26 protein-coding genes are annotated in these 22,937 nt (G+C 36.3%); 3 read left to right on the top strand and 23 right to left on the bottom strand.

Features of this window, described 5'->3' with window-relative positions:
• Nucleotides 1-7 precede the first annotated feature (7 nt).
• The 7 genes from ACJ2A9_RS00460 to ACJ2A9_RS00430 form a co-directional block, all read right to left on the bottom strand.
• Nucleotides 8-829 (bottom strand): GvpL/GvpF family gas vesicle protein, encoded by an 822-nt coding sequence (locus tag ACJ2A9_RS00460; protein ID WP_441419635.1) that lies wholly within the window; start codon nucleotides 827-829, stop codon nucleotides 8-10.
• Nucleotides 830-842: 13 nt separating this feature from the next.
• A complete protein-coding gene (locus tag ACJ2A9_RS00455) occupies nucleotides 843-1,088 on the bottom strand; it encodes a gas vesicle protein GvpG (protein WP_441419634.1) in 246 nt (81 codons plus the stop codon).
• Between the two features lie 3 nt (nucleotides 1,089-1,091).
• Nucleotides 1,092-1,850 carry a GvpL/GvpF family gas vesicle protein gene (locus tag ACJ2A9_RS00450; protein WP_441419633.1) on the bottom strand — a complete coding sequence of 253 codons (759 nt, stop codon included), beginning with the start codon at nucleotides 1,848-1,850 and terminating at the stop codon, nucleotides 1,092-1,094.
• 59 nt (nucleotides 1,851-1,909) lie between these two features.
• Nucleotides 1,910-2,170 (bottom strand): gas vesicle protein GvpO, encoded by a 261-nt coding sequence (gene gvpO, locus ACJ2A9_RS00445; RefSeq protein ID WP_441419632.1) that lies wholly within the window; start codon nucleotides 2,168-2,170, stop codon nucleotides 1,910-1,912.
• Between the two features lie 60 nt (nucleotides 2,171-2,230).
• Complete coding sequence (gvpJ, locus tag ACJ2A9_RS00440; protein WP_441419631.1) at nucleotides 2,231-2,452, bottom strand: gas vesicle protein GvpJ; 222 nt, start codon at nucleotides 2,450-2,452, stop codon at nucleotides 2,231-2,233.
• Between the two features lie 642 nt (nucleotides 2,453-3,094).
• A complete protein-coding gene (locus ACJ2A9_RS00435; protein WP_441419630.1) occupies nucleotides 3,095-4,417 on the bottom strand; it encodes a YheC/YheD family endospore coat-associated protein in 1,323 nt (440 codons plus the stop codon).
• A gap of 107 nt (nucleotides 4,418-4,524) precedes the next feature.
• Nucleotides 4,525-5,676 (bottom strand): YheC/YheD family endospore coat-associated protein, encoded by a 1,152-nt coding sequence (locus ACJ2A9_RS00430; RefSeq protein WP_441419629.1) that lies wholly within the window; start codon nucleotides 5,674-5,676, stop codon nucleotides 4,525-4,527.
• A 192-nt stretch (nucleotides 5,677-5,868) separates the two neighbouring features.
• On the opposite strand from ACJ2A9_RS00430, the gene ACJ2A9_RS00425 reads away from it, so the two are divergent.
• Complete coding sequence (locus ACJ2A9_RS00425) at nucleotides 5,869-6,120, top strand: hypothetical protein (protein WP_441419628.1); 252 nt, start codon at nucleotides 5,869-5,871, stop codon at nucleotides 6,118-6,120.
• 244 nt (nucleotides 6,121-6,364) lie between these two features.
• Here the strand turns inward: ACJ2A9_RS00425 and wrbA are convergent, their stop codons facing one another.
• The 13 genes from wrbA to ACJ2A9_RS00360 all read right to left on the bottom strand — a co-directional run bounded on the left by wrbA (nucleotide 6,365) and on the right by ACJ2A9_RS00360 (nucleotide 19,151).
• Entirely contained in the window at nucleotides 6,365-6,976 is a 612-nt protein-coding gene (gene wrbA / locus ACJ2A9_RS00420; RefSeq protein ID WP_441419627.1) for an NAD(P)H:quinone oxidoreductase, read from the bottom strand.
• 149 nt (nucleotides 6,977-7,125) lie between these two features.
• The gene (locus tag ACJ2A9_RS00415; protein ID WP_441419626.1) at nucleotides 7,126-7,542 is read right to left on the bottom strand and encodes a DoxX family protein; all 417 of its coding nucleotides are present in this window, start codon (nucleotides 7,540-7,542) and stop codon (nucleotides 7,126-7,128) included.
• Nucleotides 7,543-7,952: 410 nt separating this feature from the next.
• Complete coding sequence (locus ACJ2A9_RS00410; RefSeq protein WP_441419625.1) at nucleotides 7,953-8,237, bottom strand: DUF1292 domain-containing protein; 285 nt, start codon at nucleotides 8,235-8,237, stop codon at nucleotides 7,953-7,955.
• Nucleotides 8,215-9,438 (bottom strand): DEAD/DEAH box helicase, encoded by a 1,224-nt coding sequence (locus tag ACJ2A9_RS00405; RefSeq protein ID WP_441419624.1) that lies wholly within the window; start codon nucleotides 9,436-9,438, stop codon nucleotides 8,215-8,217. Before ACJ2A9_RS00405 ends, ACJ2A9_RS00410 begins: the two co-directional genes overlap by 23 nt.
• A gap of 171 nt (nucleotides 9,439-9,609) precedes the next feature.
• A complete protein-coding gene (locus ACJ2A9_RS00400) occupies nucleotides 9,610-10,590 on the bottom strand; it encodes an NADPH:quinone reductase (protein ID WP_441419623.1) in 981 nt (326 codons plus the stop codon).
• Nucleotides 10,591-10,773: 183 nt separating this feature from the next.
• Nucleotides 10,774-13,248 (bottom strand): heavy metal translocating P-type ATPase, encoded by a 2,475-nt coding sequence (locus ACJ2A9_RS00395; RefSeq protein ID WP_441419622.1) that lies wholly within the window; start codon nucleotides 13,246-13,248, stop codon nucleotides 10,774-10,776.
• Between the two features lie 11 nt (nucleotides 13,249-13,259).
• Nucleotides 13,260-13,664, bottom strand: a complete 405-nt coding sequence (locus ACJ2A9_RS00390) for a MerR family transcriptional regulator (RefSeq protein WP_441419621.1) — start codon at nucleotides 13,662-13,664, stop codon at nucleotides 13,260-13,262.
• Nucleotides 13,665-13,930: 266 nt separating this feature from the next.
• On the bottom strand, nucleotides 13,931-14,467 hold the full coding sequence (locus ACJ2A9_RS00385; protein WP_441419620.1) for an HXXEE domain-containing protein: 537 nt from the start codon (nucleotides 14,465-14,467) through the stop codon (nucleotides 13,931-13,933).
• A gap of 124 nt (nucleotides 14,468-14,591) precedes the next feature.
• Entirely contained in the window at nucleotides 14,592-14,807 is a 216-nt protein-coding gene (locus ACJ2A9_RS00380) for a hypothetical protein (RefSeq protein ID WP_441419619.1), read from the bottom strand.
• A 523-nt stretch (nucleotides 14,808-15,330) separates the two neighbouring features.
• The gene (gerQ, locus tag ACJ2A9_RS00375; RefSeq protein WP_441419618.1) at nucleotides 15,331-15,927 is read right to left on the bottom strand and encodes a spore coat protein GerQ; all 597 of its coding nucleotides are present in this window, start codon (nucleotides 15,925-15,927) and stop codon (nucleotides 15,331-15,333) included.
• Between the two features lie 23 nt (nucleotides 15,928-15,950).
• On the bottom strand, nucleotides 15,951-16,427 hold the full coding sequence (locus ACJ2A9_RS00370) for a cell wall hydrolase (protein ID WP_441419617.1): 477 nt from the start codon (nucleotides 16,425-16,427) through the stop codon (nucleotides 15,951-15,953).
• 234 nt (nucleotides 16,428-16,661) lie between these two features.
• Nucleotides 16,662-17,285: a DJ-1/PfpI family protein gene (locus ACJ2A9_RS00365; protein WP_441419616.1), complete on the bottom strand. Its 624-nt coding sequence runs from the start codon at nucleotides 17,283-17,285 to the stop codon at nucleotides 16,662-16,664.
• A 99-nt stretch (nucleotides 17,286-17,384) separates the two neighbouring features.
• Nucleotides 17,385-19,151: a Rieske (2Fe-2S) protein gene (locus tag ACJ2A9_RS00360; protein ID WP_441419615.1), complete on the bottom strand. Its 1,767-nt coding sequence runs from the start codon at nucleotides 19,149-19,151 to the stop codon at nucleotides 17,385-17,387.
• 249 nt (nucleotides 19,152-19,400) lie between these two features.
• Between ACJ2A9_RS00360 and ACJ2A9_RS00355 the strand changes: the two genes are divergently transcribed.
• Together ACJ2A9_RS00355 and ACJ2A9_RS00350 are read left to right on the top strand one after the other, a co-directional pair.
• A complete protein-coding gene (locus tag ACJ2A9_RS00355; protein WP_441419614.1) occupies nucleotides 19,401-19,625 on the top strand; it encodes a hypothetical protein in 225 nt (74 codons plus the stop codon).
• Between the two features lie 202 nt (nucleotides 19,626-19,827).
• On the top strand, nucleotides 19,828-20,754 hold the full coding sequence (locus tag ACJ2A9_RS00350; RefSeq protein ID WP_441419613.1) for a S66 peptidase family protein: 927 nt from the start codon (nucleotides 19,828-19,830) through the stop codon (nucleotides 20,752-20,754).
• A 146-nt stretch (nucleotides 20,755-20,900) separates the two neighbouring features.
• On the opposite strand, the gene ACJ2A9_RS00345 is transcribed toward ACJ2A9_RS00350, so the two are convergent.
• The 3 genes from ACJ2A9_RS00345 to ACJ2A9_RS00335 form a co-directional block, all read right to left on the bottom strand.
• Nucleotides 20,901-21,095, bottom strand: a complete 195-nt coding sequence (locus ACJ2A9_RS00345; RefSeq protein WP_441419612.1) for a tautomerase family protein — start codon at nucleotides 21,093-21,095, stop codon at nucleotides 20,901-20,903.
• Nucleotides 21,096-21,130: 35 nt separating this feature from the next.
• Nucleotides 21,131-21,772, bottom strand: a complete 642-nt coding sequence (locus ACJ2A9_RS00340) for an alpha/beta hydrolase (protein ID WP_441419611.1) — start codon at nucleotides 21,770-21,772, stop codon at nucleotides 21,131-21,133.
• A gap of 460 nt (nucleotides 21,773-22,232) precedes the next feature.
• The gene (locus ACJ2A9_RS00335; RefSeq protein WP_441420372.1) at nucleotides 22,233-22,766 is read right to left on the bottom strand and encodes a GNAT family N-acetyltransferase; all 534 of its coding nucleotides are present in this window, start codon (nucleotides 22,764-22,766) and stop codon (nucleotides 22,233-22,235) included.
• Between the last annotated feature and the right edge of the window lie 171 nt (nucleotides 22,767-22,937).

Here is a 22,937-nt window from a genome sequence, read left to right as displayed (position 1 = left end):
CCTCACCCTACACGTCTAAAAAATCATATGGAGGCCATGGTCCCGTACATTCTATTAAAAAACCGAACTCTTCTGAATCCCTCTGAATCTGTTCAAGATCTAACTGAAATTTTTGAAGAACATCGCCATTCGTAATTAAATAAACCCCATTACTAACCATATCCTCCGTTTTATTGGTTATTTGCCTGTTCCATATTTTCTTAGATGCATAGTAATCTGAATTCCTCATTAATTGTTCTTTTATCTTATTCGTCAAAACCTCGATTTCCTCATTAACGATTTGTTCTAGCTGCAAATCAAATTTTTTCCTCATTAGAAACTGCTTTCCGGGCGACATACTATCTAATTTTTGTTTCATTTCCTGAAGAGTACTATTATTATTTTTCATATAATTTATTAACGTCTTTTTATGACAGTAGATTTTGATATTCCAGCCTGCTCGATTCTTAAACAGGGAGAATAAGCGAGAAATATCCTCCTCTTTCTTATTTAATTCTTCCTGTATTGCTGCTGGATTAGAGTAAATTGTACAAAATTTCAAAGGGAATACCGTACAGTGAGTATGAACTCTTGAGATAATATCATGATGGTGTGTAGCATTTTTTTGGAGCCAACTTGGATCTTGAGCATATTGCTCCAAACGTTCTTTTGAATATTCATAAGCGTTTAATTTACTAGCAATTGCTGTAAATTCGCCAAATTCTTGAATGAAAATTTGATTCTGATCATCTATCCCTTGCTCTTCGAAAACAGGTATACTATCCTTTTCTTTTGTTGGAACTAAAGCATAAACATAAATAGGCTCATCCTTCACATTACTTGTTGACATATCGAAAGTCCTCCTATTCTAAGTCATCCCATAATTCCTGTTCTCGTTCCTTTGCAATTTCGTAACGTACGAGTAGATCCTCTTCTCTCTTTTGGTAATCTTCCTCTGTGATTTCGTCCATCTCTAAAAGCATTTGTAATTGAATCAGCTGTTGCTGAATAAAGTCAATATCATATAACTCCTGATCTACTTCCTCTTTAATTATTTCTCCGACTTTTATGACTGCTCTGAAGGGAAGAGTAAAAAGCTTATGCAGCATGTTCTATCCCTCCACTTTTACTTTAATATTTATAAAGTTATATGGAGGCCATGGTCCTGAGTATTTAAAATCAATCTTATCGCCCCACTTTTTAAAACAATCATTAACCTTCTGATCAAACTCAGCTTCTTTATCACATTCAATTAAAAATGCGGCATTTAAAAGCATTCTTTCATTTACAAGATCATTTTGTTTTGATGCTACCGCTAATTTGGCTAATGGTGAAAAGATATCCTGTATAATCTTTTCTTCAAGGGATCGTAAAGAATCTCTTGTCAGCTCGCCTAGTTTAATTCGATCATAGAAAGCGGCATCTTTAGATTTCGTCTCAATCTCTTGCTTTACTTTTAAAATACTTGAATTTTTCTCGAGCTCATTTTTAAGCCAATCTTTTTTACCTATTAGTTTCAAGCCGACCTCAATTTTATTTTCAATTTGTGGAAAAATTTGTTTAAACTGTGCGTACAGCTTTTTTAATAAAACCTTCACATCTTCGTCCGTTTTAAACACATTTCCAAAATTTATTGGAATTACCGAATGTTCTTTCATAACTGAGGAAGTGACCGTTTGATGTGCAAGAAGATTTTCTTTTTTGGGAGTATAAATTTTTAGGGGCACTTGAGCAACAACCATAGCAATATCCTTGTAATGGATGGTATAAATGTTTGTTTCTTTATTTTCAAATTGAACTGTACCGAATGTTAAAGGTACTTGAGTTTGTATTGAACAAAATGTATAAATCCCTACTCCTTTACTTTTCACTACTCCACCCCCGAATCTTATTCATTATGTTTCGGATATCGTCTTCGAACGCAGTAGAACTAGTCTTTTGGTATCGAGCTCCGCTGACGTAAGCCTTGTCGTTTAAAGGCTATAATTTTCATACTTTGATTTAATTGAATATGATAAGTGCCAACGATTTGATCTTTAGCATGAGATTTCATATAATCACTTTCTTCAATAACTTCAACAAAAACATCCCAGCCATTATCAGTTGTTTCTATCGATATGATTTTGTGTATAGGTGATAAATGTTCGCTGAAGAACTTTTTAACTTCCTCTAAAACCTCAACAACTTCCATAACTACACCCTTTCAAATAGTAAACCAAGGCAGACGATCGCCTTGGCCCTTTATTAACATTTAGGCACTACTGGGTTCTTCTTCCTTAAGCAATCCGACCGCTTCAGCGTAACGCAGCCATGTGTCTACACTTGCAATAACTACACGTGCTTCAATGGCAAGTAGTTCTATTCCGACTAATGAGACTCTTGCAAAGACATCAATAACAACACCTTTATCTAAAATTTTGTCAATTATTTCAGCTAAGCTGGAAGAATCTACACTTTTTTGAACAGTAGCCAATGTTTCCCCCTCCTTTTGTGTCAATTGTAAAGAACTGCCTATTTTTTTATAGTATATGGGCGGATGAAGAATGTGTTACTGAAATCAGACAGCCCCTTCTTATATCTTATGTATTAATAGAATAAAAGGTATAGGTATTACTTGTCTTAAAAATTATCTTTTTCATAATAAAGCATGTTCCCATACAAAATAATTTGGAATTCATAAAGTAATATATAAAGATTATATGGAGGAGTTTATATGAGGAGAATAAAAGTATGTTCTACCAAACAAGTATATCGCCGACCGAGAAGACTAGTTCTAAGAAAACTTCCGAGAATGTGTGTGACTCGAACTAACCAAAATGCATGTCCAACCAAACCAAATCAAAAAAAAGACAAATGTATTGAAAACCCATTCTTAATAATTTCAATACCATGCCCAATCACCTATCATTTTAAAAACAAAAAAACAACTTTTTTCAAAGACAATCACTGAACAAAAATATCACTTTAACCGATTTACAACTGAAAAAAACGCAGGTAGGAAACTTTATCGATGATCATGATAAATGGTACCTACCTGCGAACATGAATAATCAGTTTTTGTTTTTACGAATTTCATTATCTTGATTACATAAACTCTTACATTCTTCTAATTTGTTTACTTTCCTAAAACATGAGGGAAACCAGCTAATGCACGAGCATAAAGAAATGGGTTTCGTATAATATTTCGATATAGCTCCAAATCAGATATGATAGAAAAACTCTTATATCCATACCGTTTATTCATTTCCAATATCCAAACATGTAAATGATGATCAAGAATAAAATCAATTGCAATGTCCCCAAAACAACCATGTGGATCAAGCAGCTCACATGCGTGAATACAAATGTTTACAATCTTTTGTTCTAATTGTTCTACCTTATCTTGATCTAATTCAAAAAGCTCCTTTAAAGCCTCTTTGCCTTGTCTTAAATAATCAAGATTTTGCAAATTAGTAGTAACGCTGCCCGGTTTAGCAAACCTGGCAATCAAACCTGAACACTTCCATTGTTGTGTTTCGTCTTTTTGCATGTAAATACGAAAATCTACATTTCTCGATTCATGGATTAAAGGAACTCCTTGCTGAATAATATATTGATTTTCACTCTTGAAAATACTATTAATTTCAGGATGCTGATCTAACTTTTCTACCATTGTTATTTTATTAGTATTTTCAGTTATCTGATATAATTGTCCATCAGAATGAACATGGATGATCCCTTTTCCCCCAGACCCATTTTTAGGTTTTAAATAAACCGATTGATACCTATCTAAGAAATGATAGATTTGGTTCAGTGTATTTAATTCTTGAGTATACGGCAGATGGTTTCGGATAAAAGTGTCGGGTGCTATCCATTCCCACATTTTCCATTTATTAAAATGATTAGAGTTAAAGATACGTCCATTGGTCATTTGAAATAAATGTTCACCTATATCAACCGGAACAGGAACCCTCTTAAAGATTGCCCCTGGGTAGCGAAAGGTTCCTTCTTTCCAATTTGCTTCCTTCATAGTTGTTCTCGGTTGAAAATAATACCCTTTAATCGTTTGTTTTTCAGTATTAATTCCTGACACCGTACTGAGAAATATCAGGCCAGTTAAAGGAATATAATTTTCAATTCGTTCTTTTAATTTATCTAATCGTTCTACAATAAGACGATTTGAAACTAAATACAAAATAACTGGACCAAGACTTACTTGATCGTCTAAAATATTAATCTCATAAAAAAGATCGTCTGGAATGAAGACATCATCTTTTATATTTTTGGAAAACCCTATTGTATCCTCAGGAAGATCTTCAGTAAATTTCACAGATAGATCTCTGCTCCAAGACCCAAAGTGAAAACGAATTGTCTCAACAGAAATTAACTCCGGGCTTGGGAATTTCTTCGGAAAATAAATCTTGTCTACTTCATTTGTTGAAATCCATTTAATATTCAAGACTGCACCTCCTTTTCAATACACCTCTTCTTAGCATATGAAAAAGTTGTACAGCCTAAATAGACGAATAGCCTACGGGATTCACATTTCAATAAAATTAGTAAAATTTAATTATGTTCATCCTTAGGTTCATGAGCTAAGGTGTTTGCATAATCCATCATTAGTTTTATTGCATTAAAATATATTCCGCTATCACCTGCATCAACAGCCATTTGATGTCTTGGATTTCGGTGGTTTATTTCAATAATCCATAGATTTCGATTCTTATCAATCCCCAGATCAATTCCCAAATTCCCCAAATTACCATTTACCCCTCCATACTTTTCCATCTCTTTAACAGCTTCTAAGGAGATTTCAGTCATCTTCTTTCTACATTCAATCGCTTCATGTCGGCGCATTAACAATAAGTTTTGTAACGCTGTATTTCCACTTTTCACTAAACCTGTATTACTTACTATCTCGTTTTTTTTACCTTTTCGAGCAATCAAACCTGCATCCTTCCACTCCCCTGACCCATCCTTTACTAGAATCAATCTAAAATCAATTGGGCGATAAGCGATGTATAGATCAATTACTTGTTGAATAATATAATTTCTCTTTTTACATAATTTCACAAAATATGTCTTTAACTCTTCAAGATTCATATTTAAAGAAACTTTTTGCTCCTTATTTTCCCTACTATCAACTTTATAGTAATTTTCGTGCTTCCACACTTTAATAATTCCCCTACCATAACTTCCCCTATTAGGCTTAATATAACCTCCTTCGTGCTGTTCTAAAAAATCAATAATATCTTTAGGATCACAAATTAATCTTGTTACTGGTAAATACTTACCTAACTTTGCGTTGCCTGATAGCCATTTATACATTTCCCATTTACTAAAAGTAAAATTGTTTATCATTTTGCAACCTATCATTTTCTTAAAAAAAGTTTCCCATTCATCGGTAAGTGAAATTCGATTAATGATAGCATCCGGCACCTTAAATGTTGATGGTTTCCAGACTTTTTGATATGTGCAATATACATAGCCATGAATGATTTGTTTTTCTCTGTTTATACCTTTTAAGGAGAAAACGCAAACCTGATCGTTTTTACAGTACTTCATTAAATCTAAGATACTATCAAGGGATTTCTTTAACCTCTTATTTGTTTTGGAGACTAATATACCAATTGTATATATACGTTTTACCATTTTATCGTCTAAATTTACTTCTAGGTAATCCTTTTTATCTACCATTTGTCTACTATCATCGTTCAAAAACATATACCTCCTGTCTCAAATTGACTTTCAATATTTCATTATATGTAATCTATATTAGCTTGGAATAGTCATAAGGTAAGCCTTTTTACCCCTTTTCATAAGTTCGTTAACATTTGGGATAGTATACAAGCAATTAAATACGTATTTCATATAAATGGAATTAGCTTAACGGAAAGGAGGGAAGCTAAGATGGGAAATGATAATAATAACGTTTGTCCTGAAAGTTGTTGTATGGGAGATGAGATCTTATGTATAGGAATCCCATGTCCAATTGATATTGTACTTCTAGGAATTGAACTTCAATTAGAATTGCCATGTGTAAGATTAAGTTCTCAAGGAGACCTAACTGAAGCTCAAGTTCAACGATTACTTGGTGTACTGCAAAGAATTCTTGGTGCACTTGGAAACCTAGGTACAACTGCAGCTAGCGGGGGAGAATAATAACTATAGTAAATGACTCAATTCATATCACTTAATTATTAAGTGATATGAATTTTTTGAAATTGTTTTTATTATACATAAAGTGGCTGTGTATCTACTCCTTTTGTGTATATCAAAAGGGATGTCTCAAGCAAGTAACAGTCACCTTAATCACAAAATCCAGAAGTAAATTCGTGATGTAACCTCTAGATTTTGTAAACGTCCGAGGTGAGCTGTTAATTATGAGACATCCCCTATAGTCTTCTTATTGATTTCCTTTTTTCACCCATTCAGCTACTGTAACCGTGCGCTTCGCTTGGTATTTCACAGCATCCTGAACGTCTTCAATCATTTTTCCATCTTGACTGACTGTTACACTTACTCCATAAGGGTTACCACCTGAAGTAAATTGAACTGGATCTGTGTAACCTGGTGATGCAACAATTGCGCCCCAGTGATGCATTGTTGTATACAGAGAAAGAATCGTTGCTTCTTGACCACCGTGAGCATTTTGTGCAGAAGTCATGGCACTAACTACTTTATTCACTAGCTTACCATTGAACCATAATCCACCTGTTGTATCTAAGAATTGTTTCATTTGCGCTGGCATGTTACCAAAACGTGTTGGGACACTAAAGATAATCGCATCTGCCCACTCAAGATCATCCAATGTGACTTCAGGTACATCCTTCGTTGCTTCAACATGTGCCTTCCAGCCTTCATTAGCATCGATTACTGATTGTGGAGCTAGTTCAGGTACTTTTAACACCTTCACCTCTGCACCATTTTCCTTCGCGCCTTCTTCAGCCCACTTTGCTAATTGATAGTTTGTTCCACCCATGCTGTAATAGATTACTGCTACTTTAATGTTTGACATAACATCCATCTCCTTTTTATTTCCAAATAATTTATCAAAGAATCCCACACCAATCCACCTACTTCTTCAGTTTATCCAATTGTGTAATTATAAAATAGTTTCGAAATAATCCAACTATCTCATCTTAATTATTCTCTATTTCGAGATAATTAAGCTGACTTTATCAATGAATTTTTGTTATCTTTCTCTTTAAAGAAAAGCTGACCAAGAGAATATAACTTACTGCCATTGATTGCTAAGTGAACAGCGATAACAAGTAACGCAAGATCATAAGCATATCCACCTAAAAACCCAACTGCTAATTGCACTTTAAAAATCGCACCAAGCAATAATAACACTAATAATCCAGATACTATCCGTGTACCCAAACCGAGGATCAACGCAATTCCACCAACAAGTTCAACGATGGCTACGACATAAGCAAATCCTCCAGGTAAACCAATACTATCAAACCATCCTACTATATTTTCAATCCCGCCTTGGAATTTTGCAGCACCATGAGCTAAAAAAATGACCCCTAGCACAACGCGTAATATAAAAGTTCCAATTTCATTTTTGTTTAACATAATCTTCTCTCCTCCTGTTTTTTCTCTAATTATTTGAACAAACAAAACATTTTTTTACATGCTTTTAATTAAGTATTCTCTAACTCGAAATATTTTACAAAAAAATAATGTCCTATACTAGTGATGATATTAGCAATACATTACATTACGTCACCTCTCTTTCGATAATATCACCAATTAATATATTGCGAATTCGAGACAACAACTTAAAAAAATAGAAAATAGCAAGTGCATGTATCCTATACATTGTTTGATTATTGGAGCAAGATTCTCTTCTCCAATTCATCTCGAATTCGAGATAATTATATAATGGTTTCGTTTCCTATGTCAACAAGAAAAATAAAAATTTAAATACGCGATGTAAAAAAGCAACAGGATGGGGATGTCTTATAAATGACATCCCCGCTACCTTACTCTTTATCTGCTTCTTCTTCCTCATCCATTAGCCTATCGAACTCCGCAGAAACCTCGTCAAATTCTTCGTCACTTTCGATTGCAGAGAATGTGCCATCTTCGTCTACCTTCAAAAAGAAAACATCGACATCTTCCTCAGTCTCTTGCTTCAAGTCTTCATGAAAACCGACAGCAACATATTCTGTCCCTTTTAATGTCATCGTTGCTATAACTTCCATTTCCTGCTCATCATTGTTCTCATCACTAATTGTGAACACTTCACCAATTTCGATTTTTTCCATGTTTTCTGCCCCTATCTTTTTGAAATTTTGTTTTCTTCATTTGCTCATTTCGTTCTCTTTCATAATCATCACGATCAGGAATACTAACCCCTCTAATTGCTAGTTTTTCCAGTGTACGATGAATCCCTTTTTCAATCATGTGTAAGAACTCCAGATCCTTAGGAGCAACGAATGTGTAGGCAAAACCGTCGTCACCAGCCCGTCCTGTTCGTCCAATCCGGTGAACATAGCTCTCGACATCTTGTGGTATATCATAGTTAAAAACGTGTGTCACACCTTCTACATCGAGTCCTCTTGCTGCAACATCCGTGGCAACTAAAAACTGGGTTTTTGCCTCTCGGAACCGTTTCATTGCTTTTTGGCGTTTGGATTGTGGTACATCACTATGAAGCTCGTCTGACTTATACCCATTCGTGATCAGTACTTCGTTAAGCTTACTGGCACGAACTTTTGTGCGACAGAAAATAATTGCTAGAAAAGGACGCTGTTCATCGATCAAATGCAATAATGTTGCCTGTTTCCTGCGGTCCGTTGTTTCAACCGCAATTTGTTTAATTTCTTCAACCGTTATTTTTTGGGCTCTTTCTTCAATGATCTCTGGCTTGACCATATATTTTTTAGCAAGAGATCGGATTTCGTCTGGCATTGTCGCGGAGAACAGCATCGTTTGCCGAGTCGAAAGTGTTTCATAAATAATGTTCTCTACTTCTGGAAGAAAACCCATATGTAACATTTGATCAGCCTCATCCAGTACAAACATTTGAACAGTTGAAAGATCAATTGTTTCGCGGTGAATATGATCCAATAACCGGCCGGGTGTTGCAACAATGATATGTTGCGCACCTTTTAACTTTTTTAATTGACTAGTAACATCCTGACCGCCGTATATTGCTAACACTTTGACACCGTCTAGGTTCTCCATTAATTTCTTTATTTCTTTTGAAATTTGCTGTGCCAATTCTCGTGTAGGTGTCAAAATAAGTGCTTGAACATCCGGTTTACCAACATCGATTCTTTCAAGTATCGGAAGAACAAAAGCCAATGTTTTTCCAGTACCCGTTTGTGCTTGGGCAATCACATCCTTTCCCTCAAGTACAGTTGGTATCGTTCTCTCCTGGATTGAAGTAGGCGATACAATTCCTAATGACTTTAATGAATGGTTAATTTCTTTTCGGATACCAAGTTGTAAAAAATCAGGCAAGGGTAATCACGTCTCTTTTCTTCTATTCATTCTCGTATTTCAAAGGCCTACTAACTATAGCATATAAACGAACGGCCCACTACTGCTGCCCTATAGCAAAAAACGTCTCTACGATTGTAGAAACGTTCTCCTTTATATTCTTTCTAGATAGATGCCTTTTCATTACTAAAATTAATCAATTGCTAAAACAAGTTTACCATTTCCTGACCCTTTTGTTACCTGTTCAAAGGCTTGCGACGCTTGTTCGAGCGGCAAGGTTGTTCCAATAATCGGCCGAAGTGCACCACTTGTCAGCATGCCAATTACACCATGAATGCTTTGTTCATATTCCTCTTTTGATGCGTTCCAAAGAGCTGTTGCTAAAATATCACATTCTTTTTGCATGGCAAGACGTGGATTGATTTCGATTGAACCACGGTTTCCAATAATGACGATTTTACCAAATGAGGCAATGAGCTTTAAATCTGTTTCTAAATTTATATTTGCCAAAAACTCAATAATTATATCAGGTCCATTGCCATCTGTTAAAGCAAGTACATCTTCAATCATTTCTTCTGTCACATGATCAATGACAACATCTGCTCCAGCTTGCTGAACCATTTTCTTGCCTTCTGGCTTACTTGCTGTTCCAATTACTTTTGCACCTTGTGATTTCGCCATTTGCACAACCTGTAATCCAACCCCGCCACTGGCTCCATGAACCAATACCGTTTGACCAGGTTTCAAATGGGCACGCTGAAATAATGCACGATAGGCGGTCAATGCCGGTACTCCTAATGCCGCACCTTGTTCAAAAGATACACCCTCTGGTAATGGATGAACCAAAGTTGCATCACATACTATTTTTTGTGCATATGTGCCTGTACTTTTCCGCCCCATGGTGGACGCAACAAATACACGATCACCAACACGAACATTTGTGACTCCTTCTCCAATTGCCTCGACAATCCCTGCTCCGTCTAAGCCTGGGGTATATGGCAGCTGAGGAATACTGAATGCATATGTACCTGTTAATGTGTACGTATCACTCGGATTGACACCTGACGCATATAAACGAACACATACCTCTCCCTTTTCTGCTGCTACATCCTCAACGTCTGTATAAACTAATTTCTCTGGTCCACCAAATTGTGTAACTTGAATTGCCTTCATGTTTCCACCCTCTTTTCTAAAAAATTGCATTATAGTGTAAATTTTCTCAATCACTTTAATATTATCATAAGTAGCTCATCCTAAGAATTAGCTCTACTTCTTAAAAATCTTTAATTACAAAAGAGCCTTTCCATTGCTAGAAAGGCTCGTTACTAAGTTAGACAAGTGGTACCAGTTACTATTTTATACAATATCCGTTTTAAATTTCCTTAACCTAAGTGTATTTAAAATAACGGATACTGAACTAAATGCCATTGCGGCTCCAGCTAACATTGGATTTAAAAGGATACCGAATAATGGAAATAGTAACCCGGCAGCTACTGGGATCAACACGACATTATAGCCGAAAGCCCATCCGAGATTTTGCCAAATCATTCTCATTGTTGCTTTTGATAGCTTAAGGGCAGTGACTACGCCAATGATATCACCACGCATGAGGGTGATGTTTGCTGTTTCGATCGCGACATCTGTCCCTGTACCTAAAGCAATTCCAAGATCTGCTTGGGCCAGAGCTGGGGCATCGTTAATTCCGTCGCCTACCATTGCCACCACTTTCCCTTCTTTCTGCAGCTTTTCAACCTGTTCTGCTTTATGCTCAGGTAATACTTCCGCAATGAAATGATCAATTCCCGCCTCTTTAGCAATCGCTTGGGCCGTACGCTTATGATCACCAGTCAGCATAATAACCTCAAGACCCATTGCCTTGAGCGCTTGAACTGCTTGAACGGTATTCTTTTTTAACGTATCGGCAACCGCAATCACACCTGCAAATTTCCCATTAATCGCGGCATACATTGGTGTTTTTCCTTGATCAGCTAATTGCTCTGTCTTATCTATTAATTGTTCAACGTTTATGCGATATTTCTCCATTAGCTTTATATTTCCGACTAAGACCTCATGGTCACCGACAGTTGCCAAAATTCCATAACCAACAATTGCTTCGAATGTGGTCACTTCATCCAATTGTAATCCTTTTTCTTTAGCTGCATGAACAATCGCTTCACCAAGTGGGTGTTCTGAAGCAGTTTCTACAGATGCAACTATTTTTAATAGTTCATCTTCTGAGACGATTCCAGTTGAAAAAATATCCGTAAGCTTTGGTTTCCCCTCTGTTATCGTTCCGGTTTTATCCAATACAACCGTATTTGTTTTATGAGCAAGCTCTAAACTTGTTGCATCTTTAATTAACACACCATTTTCAGCACCTTTTTCTGTTCCGACCATAATCGCTGTTGGAGTCGCCAGGCCTAGTGCACAAGGGCAAGCGATAATTAAAACCGCAATAAATGTTGTCAATGCAAAAATCGTTGAAGGTTCTGGTCCGACAAAATACCAAACGATAAATGATAGTGTTGCAATAATAACCACTGCTGGGACGAAATAAGCTGAGATAAGATCGACCACACGTTGAATCGGTGCCTTTGACCCTTGGGCTTCATTCACCATGCGGATAATTTGTGCCAAGGCGGTCTCTTTTCCAACTTTAGTAGCCCTAAACGTAAAACTGCCTGATTTATTGATTGTAGCACCGATGACTTCATTCCCTACTGTTTTTTCCACAGGAATCGATTCGCCGGTTAGCATCGATTCATCAACGGCAGATTTTCCTTTGACGACAATCCCGTCTACCGGGATACGTTCACCAGGTCTAACGATAATATCGTCATTGATGACTACTTGATCGACAGGGATTTCAAGCTCTTTTCCATTTCTAATCACTCTCGCTGTTTTCGCCTGGAGACTCATTAATTTCTTGATCGCAGTCGATGTTTTCCCTTTTGCTTTTGCTTCGAAATAACGGCCTAATAAGATAAGCGTTGTAATGACGGTTGTTACATCATAGTACAATTGATACGGAAAGCCCATCTCCGTTAAGGTGACTGGAAATAACGTCATTGCTATACTATATACCCAAGCCGATGTCGTCCCCATTGCCACTAGTACGTTCATATCCGCTGATTTATTTTTTAACACTTTATAACTATTACGATAAAATCTCCAACCCGGCACTAACTGGACATAACTTGTTAAAAGTAACAGAAAGAATGGAGCTGAAAGGAAAGCAGGTACCCAAGTTCCCCACCCTTCCATCATGTGAGGTATACTGCCAATTAAGACAATCGTTGTGACAACGGCACTATACGTAAAATCTTTTTTTAATTTTCTCGTATCTTGTTCATTATCCGTATGATCTATTTTACTCTCTTTATCATCAGTACTTAGTAACGATGTGTCATAGCCTAATCGTTCAACTGCTTCAATAATTTTTTGTGGATCAAGGTTTGGATCATGAGTCATCACTTGCGCTTGATTGGCTGCTAGATTAACCGTGACTGAGCTTACACCGGCAACTTTCGAAATGATTTTCTCGACGCGATTAACACAAGAAGAACAAGTCATTCCTTTTACCGAAAATAGTAATTTACGTTCTTTCTTTTCAGCCTCATCCATATTTTTTGCGTCATAACCAAGCTTTTCAATCCTCTCAACGATTTGCTTTGAGGTAACTAAGCTTGGATCAACGTCTACTTGGGCCTGGTTTGAAGCTAAATTAACATTGACCGAATGGACACCATTGATTTTACTGATGACTTTTTCAACGCGATTAACACAAGAGGCACAGGTCATCCCTTTGACTGAAAAGATCATCTTCATCATTAATCACTCCTTTATTCTCCTGCTAAACTTTTTATGATCGGACATTCATGGATTGAAAAACCCTCACCTGGACATTGAGTGGAAAGTGTTTCTAATGCAGCTTTCATCTTTTTCAGATCCTCAATTTTCTTATTAATTTCCTCGATTTTTTTATCCGTCATTTGTTGTACTTCCAATGCATCATGACAACTTCTCTCATCAGAAATTTGTAATAAATCCTTTATTTCTTCTAAAGTAAATCCTAATTCTTGAGACCTTTTAATAAAAGCAATTCGTTGTACAGTTTCAATCGGATATAGCCGATACCCAGACTCTGTTCGAGGCGGCTCAGAAATAAGGCCTCTTTTTAAATAGTATCTAATCGTTTCAGTATTTATCTTCGCCTGTTTTGCAACTTCGGCTCTCGTTAAACTCATATTGACCACTCTCCTTACACTTATAATAAACGTAGTACCTAACTACAAAGTCAAGGTTTTTCACAAAAAAAATTCACTGAATTTCTAAACTTATTTAATAGTGTGAAAATTTCATTAGTAGGAGGTTATACCTCATTAATGCGGGATAAATTATTTTACGAATGACAAAAACAGCCTTACATTATTATGTAAGACTGTCATTTAACTTAGTACCAGGTACCACAAAAAGAAGCCTGAATAACGTAGAAAATAAGGATGTACATTTTTTATATCACTTTTTTTCCTAACCAATGCGCAAAAAATACGATAGGAAAGATTAAAAGGATAAAAGGTAAGCTGACATATATAGTATACCAAGTTATAACTTGATTTTTAATTAATGAGTTAAACAATATTGTACTATAAGGTAATATGATAACGATTGATGTTATTACACCTGGAGTAATTGAACGAAGAAAAATAGACTGACCAATATGAGTAAATGCATGAAGAAAGAAAATTAATAGAACAACTGTAAAGAAATTGATATTGCCCAATGGAGCATGACTTATATATTGACTTGCCATATAAGTGGAACTGCTAACAAATACAAAAATAACCAATACTGCGACTGAGAATTGTGCCGTTGACATTGAAAATTGTTTGATGACTCGATCTGCAACTTTTCTAGGCACTTTCTCATAAATTACACTTGAATTCCTTTTAATCCACTTTTCAATCATAATAATTTCTTCAAAATCATGGAGAACAAACATTATTGGAAATAGCCAGATTAGTGTTTCAACATCAAGCCATTGTTCCATAAGATTCCCTCATTCCATTTTTTATTCTTAATTTCTCTTATTGCTTTGTTAACATCTTCAACTGAAACGGGGCCCCTCCTATTTAAGAATAAATTTTCCTATGAGCCACTAATAAAGAAATTTCTTAATCCAGATTGTTATTTAATAACTTTTCTACTTTCTTTTCTAATTCTTCAATTCTGGTTTCCTGTTTTATAACAATTGTGATTAACACCGCTAACAGGAATGAAATAAAAATAATTAAAGCCCAAATATTTTCTACAATAAGACCGAGGAAGAAAAATGCAAAAATCCAGCAAATAACAATACAAGCCAAAAATGTACCAATAAATTCTTTCAATATTAAATACCTCCTCACCTATTTAATCCTCTTATTGAACAATACTGTTTCATTAGAAAAAAGCAACTGCCCTGCTCCAAAATCGCCCCCGTTTTGTTGTCCCTTCACAAAGAAAACAAGAGAAATATTTTATTAGTTAATTATACCAATTAATTTGCACACTAATTACTAAAGTTTCTTCAACTCTTCTGCTTTGTTCGCATGAAGGTGCTGGCATAACTACAACTCCATTTTTTCCTTTCAAGCATCCGTTAGCCATCCGTGAAACTCCGCTTCACCACAGAAAAAAATGGGGGAACGAGATTCCAACTGGCGATTATGGGAGAAAAGCTAAGATAGTATTTTCATTAATACTACACTACCATATTTTTCAAAAAAAATTGGAAGAAACAAAATTATTAGCTCAGTTCATTAATATTCTTAAATAACAAAAGAGCCTTTCATCGGTAAAAAAGGCTCTTAACTCCCTGTTACTTCTATATTCCTACATAAATTAATATGAAATCTACATGTTTCTACAACATCACTCCGTTGTATCCATGGACGCCTGGATAGCCGGATTAATTTCCATGTGGGGATAGTTAATTTGTTCTTCAAATTCTACCCAGTCGAGATTTGCCATCAGGAGCAGGTAGCGTTTACCGCTGTCAGGGTCGCTGATGATGATATGGTCACGGCCAGCCGTTTCAACACGCCCGTGGTAAACCATTGCATTCCATTTGTCGTTCCCTTGGTAAGTGAAGTAGAATGTACCAACCTTGCCTTTGTTGAAGCGCAGGATATTTTCGATAAACGATTCTTCCACTACGCCTGTCGGTAGCAGCTGCCCAGTCCCCATCGGAACCACTGGCACAGAATACGCGGGTCCAGAAGGCATACCCGCCGGGAAACCGTTTAGTTGTTGTGCATTATTACTCCCCATCATGGGAGTTAAACCGTTTAGTTGTTGTGCATTATTACTCCCCATCATGGGAGTTAAACCGTTTGGTTGTTGTGCATTATTACTCCCCATCATGGGAGTTAAACCGTTTGGTTGTTGTGCATTATTACTCCCCATCATGGGAGTTGGATAAAAACCAGCATTATAGTTCATCGGATAACTAGAGTTTCCATAATTCATGAGAAGTTCGTCTCCTTATTATTTCATCTATAAAACTCTGGGCAGTAGCCCGGAACAGCGACATAGAAGCAATGATTCTTGTACGCAAAGTCGAACTGAGTCATGGGAGATCTTGGCATCGTGCCGGTACAAGGATCGCGGTATGTTTGCCCTGGACTCGGATTAAAAAACCACAAATTCATTCTCGCTCGAGGATTCCTATGACCTTGCAACAAATTCCTCGCCCTTTGGAGGTCTTCTTCACTGGGACGCTGAGTATACAGTGATCCATTTAAAACAGGTTCGAAGTGAGGTATTCCAGTTCCCGGAATGGTTTGATAGATGGCATGTCTGATATTGCGCAAGTTTTTGAAGTCTGGATCACAGTCTGCTTCGACCCGATTGGCCACAACCGTTCCTACCAACTCCATCCCTTCGGCTCCCTCACCGATCGCCTCTGCCAGCATGAGCCTTGCTAACGACTCCACGTCACGTGAAGTATGTTTTATTCGCCTACCCATTTTCTCACCCCCTTCAGCCTATACAAGTAATTTATTGCCTGAAGTTAGTTTTAGTAAATTGTCCATCCGCCCAAACCTTGGAAAAATTGCATATAAAGTGAAACTTCATTTCCTTCATAATAACGAAAAACACCGCTTGTGAAGTGACGGTGTTTTTCGAATTATTCAACTTTTCTTCCTCGTTAGCAGAATAGATAGTTCTTATTAATCTATCACATCCCTTTAATGAAAACTTTATTTTGTGAATTCAATAGTTTTAGCAGTTCTTTCAGCAGTAGATTCTCCCAAAATTTGTTCAACAATATATAGTGCCATGTTTATTCCTGAAGAAACTCCACCAGAAGATATGATGTTGCCATCTTGTACAACTTTTCTATCGGATAAAACTTGAATTTCAGGATACTTATCTTGTAGTAATTTCAACGCTAAATGGTGGGTAGTTGCTTTCTTTCCATTTAACAATCCAGTTTCCCCTAATATGTATGCTCCAGTACAAACAGAACATATATATTCAATACTTTTATGCTTACCAATCCACTCTATTATCTTTTGATTTTTAGCCATAGATTGTACCGCTCTTAAAGGACCACCTGGTATTATTAAAATATCCAACTTAGGACTTTCATCAATGCTATAATCTGGTTGTACTTTTATACCTGAATGAGTTTTCATTTCCAATCCTGTTTCTGAAATGGTAAATACTTTAAATGGTCTAGTTGGTAATAAATGCTTTTTATAAAGAGTTAATGTTTGTTCAGCTTTATTATTTGCAGTTAATGATAAAACTTCAGCGGGACCAGCAAAATCTAAAATATCTACATAGTCAAACAGTAATATTCCGACTTTTCGCTTTTTCATTTTTTGTATCTCCTCTACCCAAAAATACTTATTTAAAAATAACTCGTTTATTTAAATTTATTTAAATGAATACATTTACAATCTTGTATCCCTGGTTCATTATTCTTCAAACAGTTTTTCACCACGATGAAGTCTGATGGCAATTTTAGCTGTATGGGACGTATTCCTTGAGGTCGGTGCGTGGGCCGCTAAATAACGGCTTACTGCAATGATTATCGTTTGCCGTGCCCGCATTGCAATTTCGGATTCTTCTTCTTGCCATAGACGATGCTCCATAATCGCTGCTTCATACATTTGAAAGGTATGGAACTCGGCATTTTCCCTAAGTAGGGCATGACCGAGGACGTTAAAGAATTCCTTCAAATCTCCCCCATTGTCCAAGTAGTTCACTACCCATTTGGCGGCCTCATCCGTTTGTTGCTGCTTATCTAATAGTTCTAGAAATGCCTTAGGATCCCCCCCTTGTTGTAAGCATTTATCCGCTACAGGTATTCGAGCCGAGGGAATATTAAGAAAACGATCTAAATATATACTCATGGCACCGTGAAAAATAGCCCGAGTGAGTTCTGGTGTTGTTGATCTCCTTAAAGCTTGGTGAACGGCATGAGCGTGAGTAAACGTATGGAGTACCGTATCCCAATCCCTAAAGTCGTTTTGTACATGGAAACGGGCTACCCTTTCCGCCGCAGCTAATGTTACTAATTGAGCAAGACGAACAGGGGATTTCCCCTTTTGTAATGCTTCCATTAACATTTCTACCGTACTAACAGGATCATCACTTAATAATTGCTTTAATACCTTGTCCTCATCAACTAAGCCTGATGAATGTTTTCCGTCTTCTTCCTTGATTTCTATGTTCCCCAGTGTGCTGAAGGCTTTTTGTAGCGGTTCAACTAAATTAACAGGTGCCTGCCAGCTGTGGGATTCCTCACTACGGCTGGCATCACTTAACTCTGGTAAGAGAGATGTAAGGATATACTCCCGGTTCTCGTCTTGTAGCTTTGACGTCATTTCAAATGCTTTATTATGAAAATCTAATGTGTGACCAATATTCATATAAAAATGATCTGTAATTGCCGCCATCATCATGTCAGAAACCTGTTCTGTCGTTGCCCCTAGCTTTATGGCAGTGAGCAGGACCCTCTCTGCTCCTTGGACATCACGAACTTCAATGTTTTTTCTATACCATTTTGCTAATTGGGAAATCTCCGGTTGTTCATTTTCAATATTTAATGGTAAGGGATCTAGTAAAAATCTTGTTCCCTTCCCTGCACTATCTCTTGCTACATGAACTAACCCTTGGTATAGGGCAAGGATTTTTCCGTTTTTATCGAGATACGGCAGGATATTGCTCATTGCGGTTAAGATTGTAAGACCAGATCCCCAGCCATTCCAACGATGCTTTGTACCAAATTCTACACCTGTATTTGCAATATCATTGGGATCTACTTCTGCTTCTACTAGGCCTACCACAGCTTTTGCGATGACAAGACGAATGTTTTGCTCCAGACCATCCTTCAGTCTCTTTTTCAGTTTGACTACCGTTTGCTTGTCTATGGGTTCAGGAATGATCCACACTTCCCCATCTTTTACTTCGACGGGATATGTAGGTACATCATCTGCCCATGGATCTAATGTTCCCCCACTTTTTAGATCAAAACGGGCGTGATGCCAATGGCAAGTAAGAATTCCATCACAACTGCTCCCCATATGTAATGGAAACCCAAGATGCGGACAACGGTTATCTACCGCGTATATGCTCTTTTCATGATAGATAACGGCAATTCCGTGCTTCCCCCCCTTTACCACCTTTACTCCCTCATCCTTCAACTGTTTTTCCGAGCAAATATATACTTTTTCACTCATTTGACTATAACCTCCTTGAAGGAAAATATTTGATCTAATATACTATTTGTTCTTATAAAATACTTATGTGAAATGGAATGATTTTATCTGTTTAGTATTGTACTTTTTTGGCTACTCGACTCAACGCTTAATGACAACCTGGTTTAATTATTATTAATACTTGACTTAAAGTTGACTAAAAGTGATAACATAATAAACAACCACCTGAGATGCTAATAAGTTCACTCGTTTTTTAAAGGAGAGAAAAAAATGAAAAATTTTACTAACACTATCCATATAGGTGAATTAATAGCGATTTCTAAAGTTTTCGAATTAAATACTTATCGAATGCTGACTTTACTAGAAGATGGTGTAATGGAAGTATTCGAAAGTAAGGAAGCTTTTTTTGATAAATATGGAAAAAAAGAAACATATCTCGAATTGGATGATTGGTGTGAGTTAAATAATGGAAAAATCTTCACTAAATTAAAATAGGAAGAGAAATGGTAAATTTAATCTTATGATACCTGCAGGATTCGTTATTTTCATTACCCAGTGATTCCTTAATGATGTTGGGAGAGCATTTTATATTTGGACAGCCTGACTATTTTCCCGAATTTAACATATTTCAAAACAACATCAAATACCTATTACTATCTAAACATACAATTGAATCAAATGGTGGAAGGAGAAATTTATGGCGCTAAAACCCATGAAGTTGGAAAGGGGAGATACGATCGGGTTAATTACACCAGGAAGCCCCCTTGATGCTAATACGATTAATACCAGAGTGCAATATTTAAAGGACTCGGGCTTTAATATCGTTTTTGGCAGTTACGTTTATTCAGCAGAAGGAGTTACAGCTGCATCACCACAGAAAAGAGCAGAAGATGTAATGAATATGTTTAGTAATCAGATGGTAAAAATGATTCTGCCCACACGGGGCGGGACTGGAGTTCAATCAATCCTTCCGCACCTTGATTTTGAAGTCATAAAAAAGAACCCTAAAATAATTTCAGGTTATAGTGACATAACAGTACTGTTAAATAGTTTATATCAATATAGTGATTTAATTACGTTCCATAGCTTAATGCTGATTAATTTCAGACCAGAAACAGAAGTATATAATTTCAATCAATTCTTTGAAGCAACTTCGACAGTAATTTCTTCTAGGACCATTCAAAACCTACCAAATATGCCACTGAGAAGTCTAGTACCGGGAAATGTAACAGGTCCTATAATAGGCGGCAATTTAACTTCCTTAGTTAACACACTTGGGACTCCCTATGAAATTAATACAAAGGGAAAAATCCTTTTCCTAGAAGAAACCCATACTCCCGCTACATTACTTTACCGGCATTTTACACAATTATTAATGTCAGGAAAACTAGATGATTGTGTTGGTATTATCATGGGACAATGCAGCAATTGCCCTGCCTCCTATCGTACTACTTATGAAGATTTAATTCAGTACATGTTAGTCCCCTTAGGAAAACCACTAATGGTCAACCTTGCAACTGGGCATGGCTACTATAAAGCGGCCATTCCTATAGGTGCAACCGTGAATCTCAATACGATAAATAATACGTTGACTGTGGTTGAACCCACTGTTTCTCCTTCGTGATAGACTTCTATTTATTTGTCTAGAAAGACCGACTTGGATTTAAAGTCGGTCTTTTATCTATATTTTTGTTCTTCATTTTTTAAAATAATATCACAAAATAAGTTATTATTAATTCGAGATATATAGAAAAAATATATTATGGTATTTTACTTTTTTTGTTTATAACTCATTGGCATACCGGCTATACCCCAATTTTCTTGTGGTACGTCATGTAATAATACTCTGATTGTTTCAGGTGAATTTCCAAGTGTTCTGTTTACTGCTGCAGTAATCTCTGAAATTAATTCATGTTTTAATTCTTTTGATCTACCCTCAAGCAAATATACCTGTACAATCGGCATATTAAAACCTCCCTATTTTTTGTATTTTAGATTCATTATCTTCGTAAATCATTTAAAATCCAAGTTTGAAAATCCTGAAGATTTTTTTCAGATACTGTGTGCCCTTCCGGATAAGATTTAAAAGTCACTGGAACCTCAAGTTTAGTAAAATAATCGACATTTTCTTCCCCCCACTCATATGGAAGGACCTGATCATATTCCCCGTGTGAGATAAACACTGATAACTGATTGCCTGGATCAATCGTGTATTCTTCCTTTACAAATTGAGGAATATAACCACTGAGAGCCACTACACCTTTAATCTTTCCATGTGTGAGTGCTAATGTCATGGAAACAATAGCTCCTTGGCTAAAGCCCAGCAAATATAGTTTCTCTAGGTCTATTTCGTAATTTGTTGATGCATAATCAATAAATTTAGCAAGCTTTTTGATTCCGGTATCGAATACTTCTCGATGTGGTTTTCCATAGCCCTGGATTGTAAAGTAAGCAAATCCAGGTCCTTGGGTCAAGTGTCCCCTTACACTAAAAATAAAAAAGTAATCCTCCAGACTATTAACAAGTGAAAGCATATTTTTTTCATTGCTTCCAATACCATGCATAACAAACAATGCGGGATACTTTTTACCAGGAATCATATTCTTAGGACGGCGAATTTCATAAATCATTTCAGTTTCCATTTGAAAAACCACCTTGTCTACATGATTATTAAAACTAAAAACAATACAAAACAGAATATTTCGGCTAACCATAAGTTTACCTATATGAATCTTTGTTCTCTTATACACTATCAAAAATTAATCTGGAATGTCGACGATATTTATCTTATATGAAATTAAGTTTACCATTAGAAAACATATTAAAAACATGGATATTAGTTCTAAAATATGTACCATTAGAAATTCACCAGTACCTTCAAACCATTGCTGGCGTACCGATACCCACAAACCGATTCTCATTTTACTATGACAGAACCAACTAAAGTATTGTGGGCTGTCTGACCTTTCATTTCACGCTCATTTGTAAGGCTAAGTCCATATAAAATTCATGGCTAGTCATTACAACAGGTTTCCTCCTCTTTTATGTAGACTTTGTGTTCTTCTTCAAAATAAGCTCCCAGCAGTTGAACAAGTATTAGCTTTATTCTTCTTGGATACATAATACCGAAACATCTTTCCATCCATAAGCAACATCATCAACGGTCATTCCACCAAACTCACTTTTCCTACGAAAATATTCCTTTCCTCCCATACTTTCATAGAAACCAAGTCCATATTTATTTTGTTCCATTACCCACACCATTATTGAAGTAATCCCAATTTCTTTAAAGTGCTTGGCAATAGCTGAAAACAATTGCCTTCCTACACCCAATCCTCTACATTCTTCTAATAGATAAAGGGCGTATAATTCTCCACCAAAATTTTCGTCATCAATGCTTTTCCCTGCTACGAAACCAATAATATTATCTTCTTCTCTAATCGCAATATACATAAAGGGTTCATTTTCGGCGTTTAAAAAGTTAAGCCATTTTTGTTCGGCTTCTTCATATGATAATCCATCCAAATAATCTTCTGGTACTAACCCACGATAAGTAGTTTTCCAACCATCAACATAAACTCTTGCTATTCCTAATACATCTTCTTCAGTTGCTTTTCTAATCTCCAAACTTATCACCTCGAATATTACACAATAGAATAAATTAAACATTCTTATTGAATTAAAGGGCATTAACTTAAGTACACTCCTTCAAAAAGTCACCTGAAAATGAATACATTTGTTGCACATTTCATCAAGTCAATCCGTTGTATATATTTATTTACAACGGATTGTTTCCCATGGTAAACT

The organism is Anaerobacillus sp. MEB173, from assembly GCF_052119505.1.
Taxonomy (GTDB): Bacteria; Bacillota; Bacilli; order Bacillales; family JBJMAU01; genus JBJMAU01.
Note: the sequence above shows the minus strand (reverse complement) of the source record. Positions and strands in the feature narration are given on the sequence as shown.

What these genes read in the sequence shown, in the direction of transcription:
- ACJ2A9_RS00460 (WP_441419635.1), bottom strand. Translation starts at nt 829, where the DNA reads ATGTCAACAAGTAATGTGAAGGATGAGCCTATTTATGTTTATGCTTTA.
- ACJ2A9_RS00455 (WP_441419634.1), bottom strand. Translation starts at nt 1,088, where the DNA reads ATGCTGCATAAGCTTTTTACTCTTCCCTTCAGAGCAGTCATAAAAGTC.
- gvpO (WP_441419632.1), bottom strand. Translation starts at nt 2,170, where the DNA reads ATGGAAGTTGTTGAGGTTTTAGAGGAAGTTAAAAAGTTCTTCAGCGAA.
- ACJ2A9_RS00425 (WP_441419628.1), top strand. Translation starts at nt 5,869, where the DNA reads ATGGGAAATGATAATAATAACGTTTGTCCTGAAAGTTGTTGTATGGGA.
- wrbA (WP_441419627.1), bottom strand. Translation starts at nt 6,976, where the DNA reads ATGTCAAACATTAAAGTAGCAGTAATCTATTACAGCATGGGTGGAACA.
- ACJ2A9_RS00415 (WP_441419626.1), bottom strand. Translation starts at nt 7,542, where the DNA reads ATGTTAAACAAAAATGAAATTGGAACTTTTATATTACGCGTTGTGCTA.
- ACJ2A9_RS00410 (WP_441419625.1), bottom strand. Translation starts at nt 8,237, where the DNA reads ATGGAAAAAATCGAAATTGGTGAAGTGTTCACAATTAGTGATGAGAAC.
- ACJ2A9_RS00400 (WP_441419623.1), bottom strand. Translation starts at nt 10,590, where the DNA reads ATGAAGGCAATTCAAGTTACACAATTTGGTGGACCAGAGAAATTAGTT.
- ACJ2A9_RS00395 (WP_441419622.1), bottom strand. Translation starts at nt 13,248, where the DNA reads ATGATGAAGATGATCTTTTCAGTCAAAGGGATGACCTGTGCCTCTTGT.
- ACJ2A9_RS00390 (WP_441419621.1), bottom strand. Translation starts at nt 13,664, where the DNA reads ATGAGTTTAACGAGAGCCGAAGTTGCAAAACAGGCGAAGATAAATACT.
- ACJ2A9_RS00385 (WP_441419620.1), bottom strand. Translation starts at nt 14,467, where the DNA reads ATGGAACAATGGCTTGATGTTGAAACACTAATCTGGCTATTTCCAATA.
- gerQ (WP_441419618.1), bottom strand. Translation starts at nt 15,927, where the DNA reads ATGAATTATGGAAACTCTAGTTATCCGATGAACTATAATGCTGGTTTT.
- ACJ2A9_RS00370 (WP_441419617.1), bottom strand. Translation starts at nt 16,427, where the DNA reads ATGGGTAGGCGAATAAAACATACTTCACGTGACGTGGAGTCGTTAGCA.
- ACJ2A9_RS00365 (WP_441419616.1), bottom strand. Translation starts at nt 17,285, where the DNA reads ATGAAAAAGCGAAAAGTCGGAATATTACTGTTTGACTATGTAGATATT.
- ACJ2A9_RS00360 (WP_441419615.1), bottom strand. Translation starts at nt 19,151, where the DNA reads ATGAGTGAAAAAGTATATATTTGCTCGGAAAAACAGTTGAAGGATGAG.
- ACJ2A9_RS00355 (WP_441419614.1), top strand. Translation starts at nt 19,401, where the DNA reads ATGAAAAATTTTACTAACACTATCCATATAGGTGAATTAATAGCGATT.
- ACJ2A9_RS00350 (WP_441419613.1), top strand. Translation starts at nt 19,828, where the DNA reads ATGGCGCTAAAACCCATGAAGTTGGAAAGGGGAGATACGATCGGGTTA.
- ACJ2A9_RS00345 (WP_441419612.1), bottom strand. Translation starts at nt 21,095, where the DNA reads ATGCCGATTGTACAGGTATATTTGCTTGAGGGTAGATCAAAAGAATTA.
- ACJ2A9_RS00340 (WP_441419611.1), bottom strand. Translation starts at nt 21,772, where the DNA reads ATGGAAACTGAAATGATTTATGAAATTCGCCGTCCTAAGAATATGATT.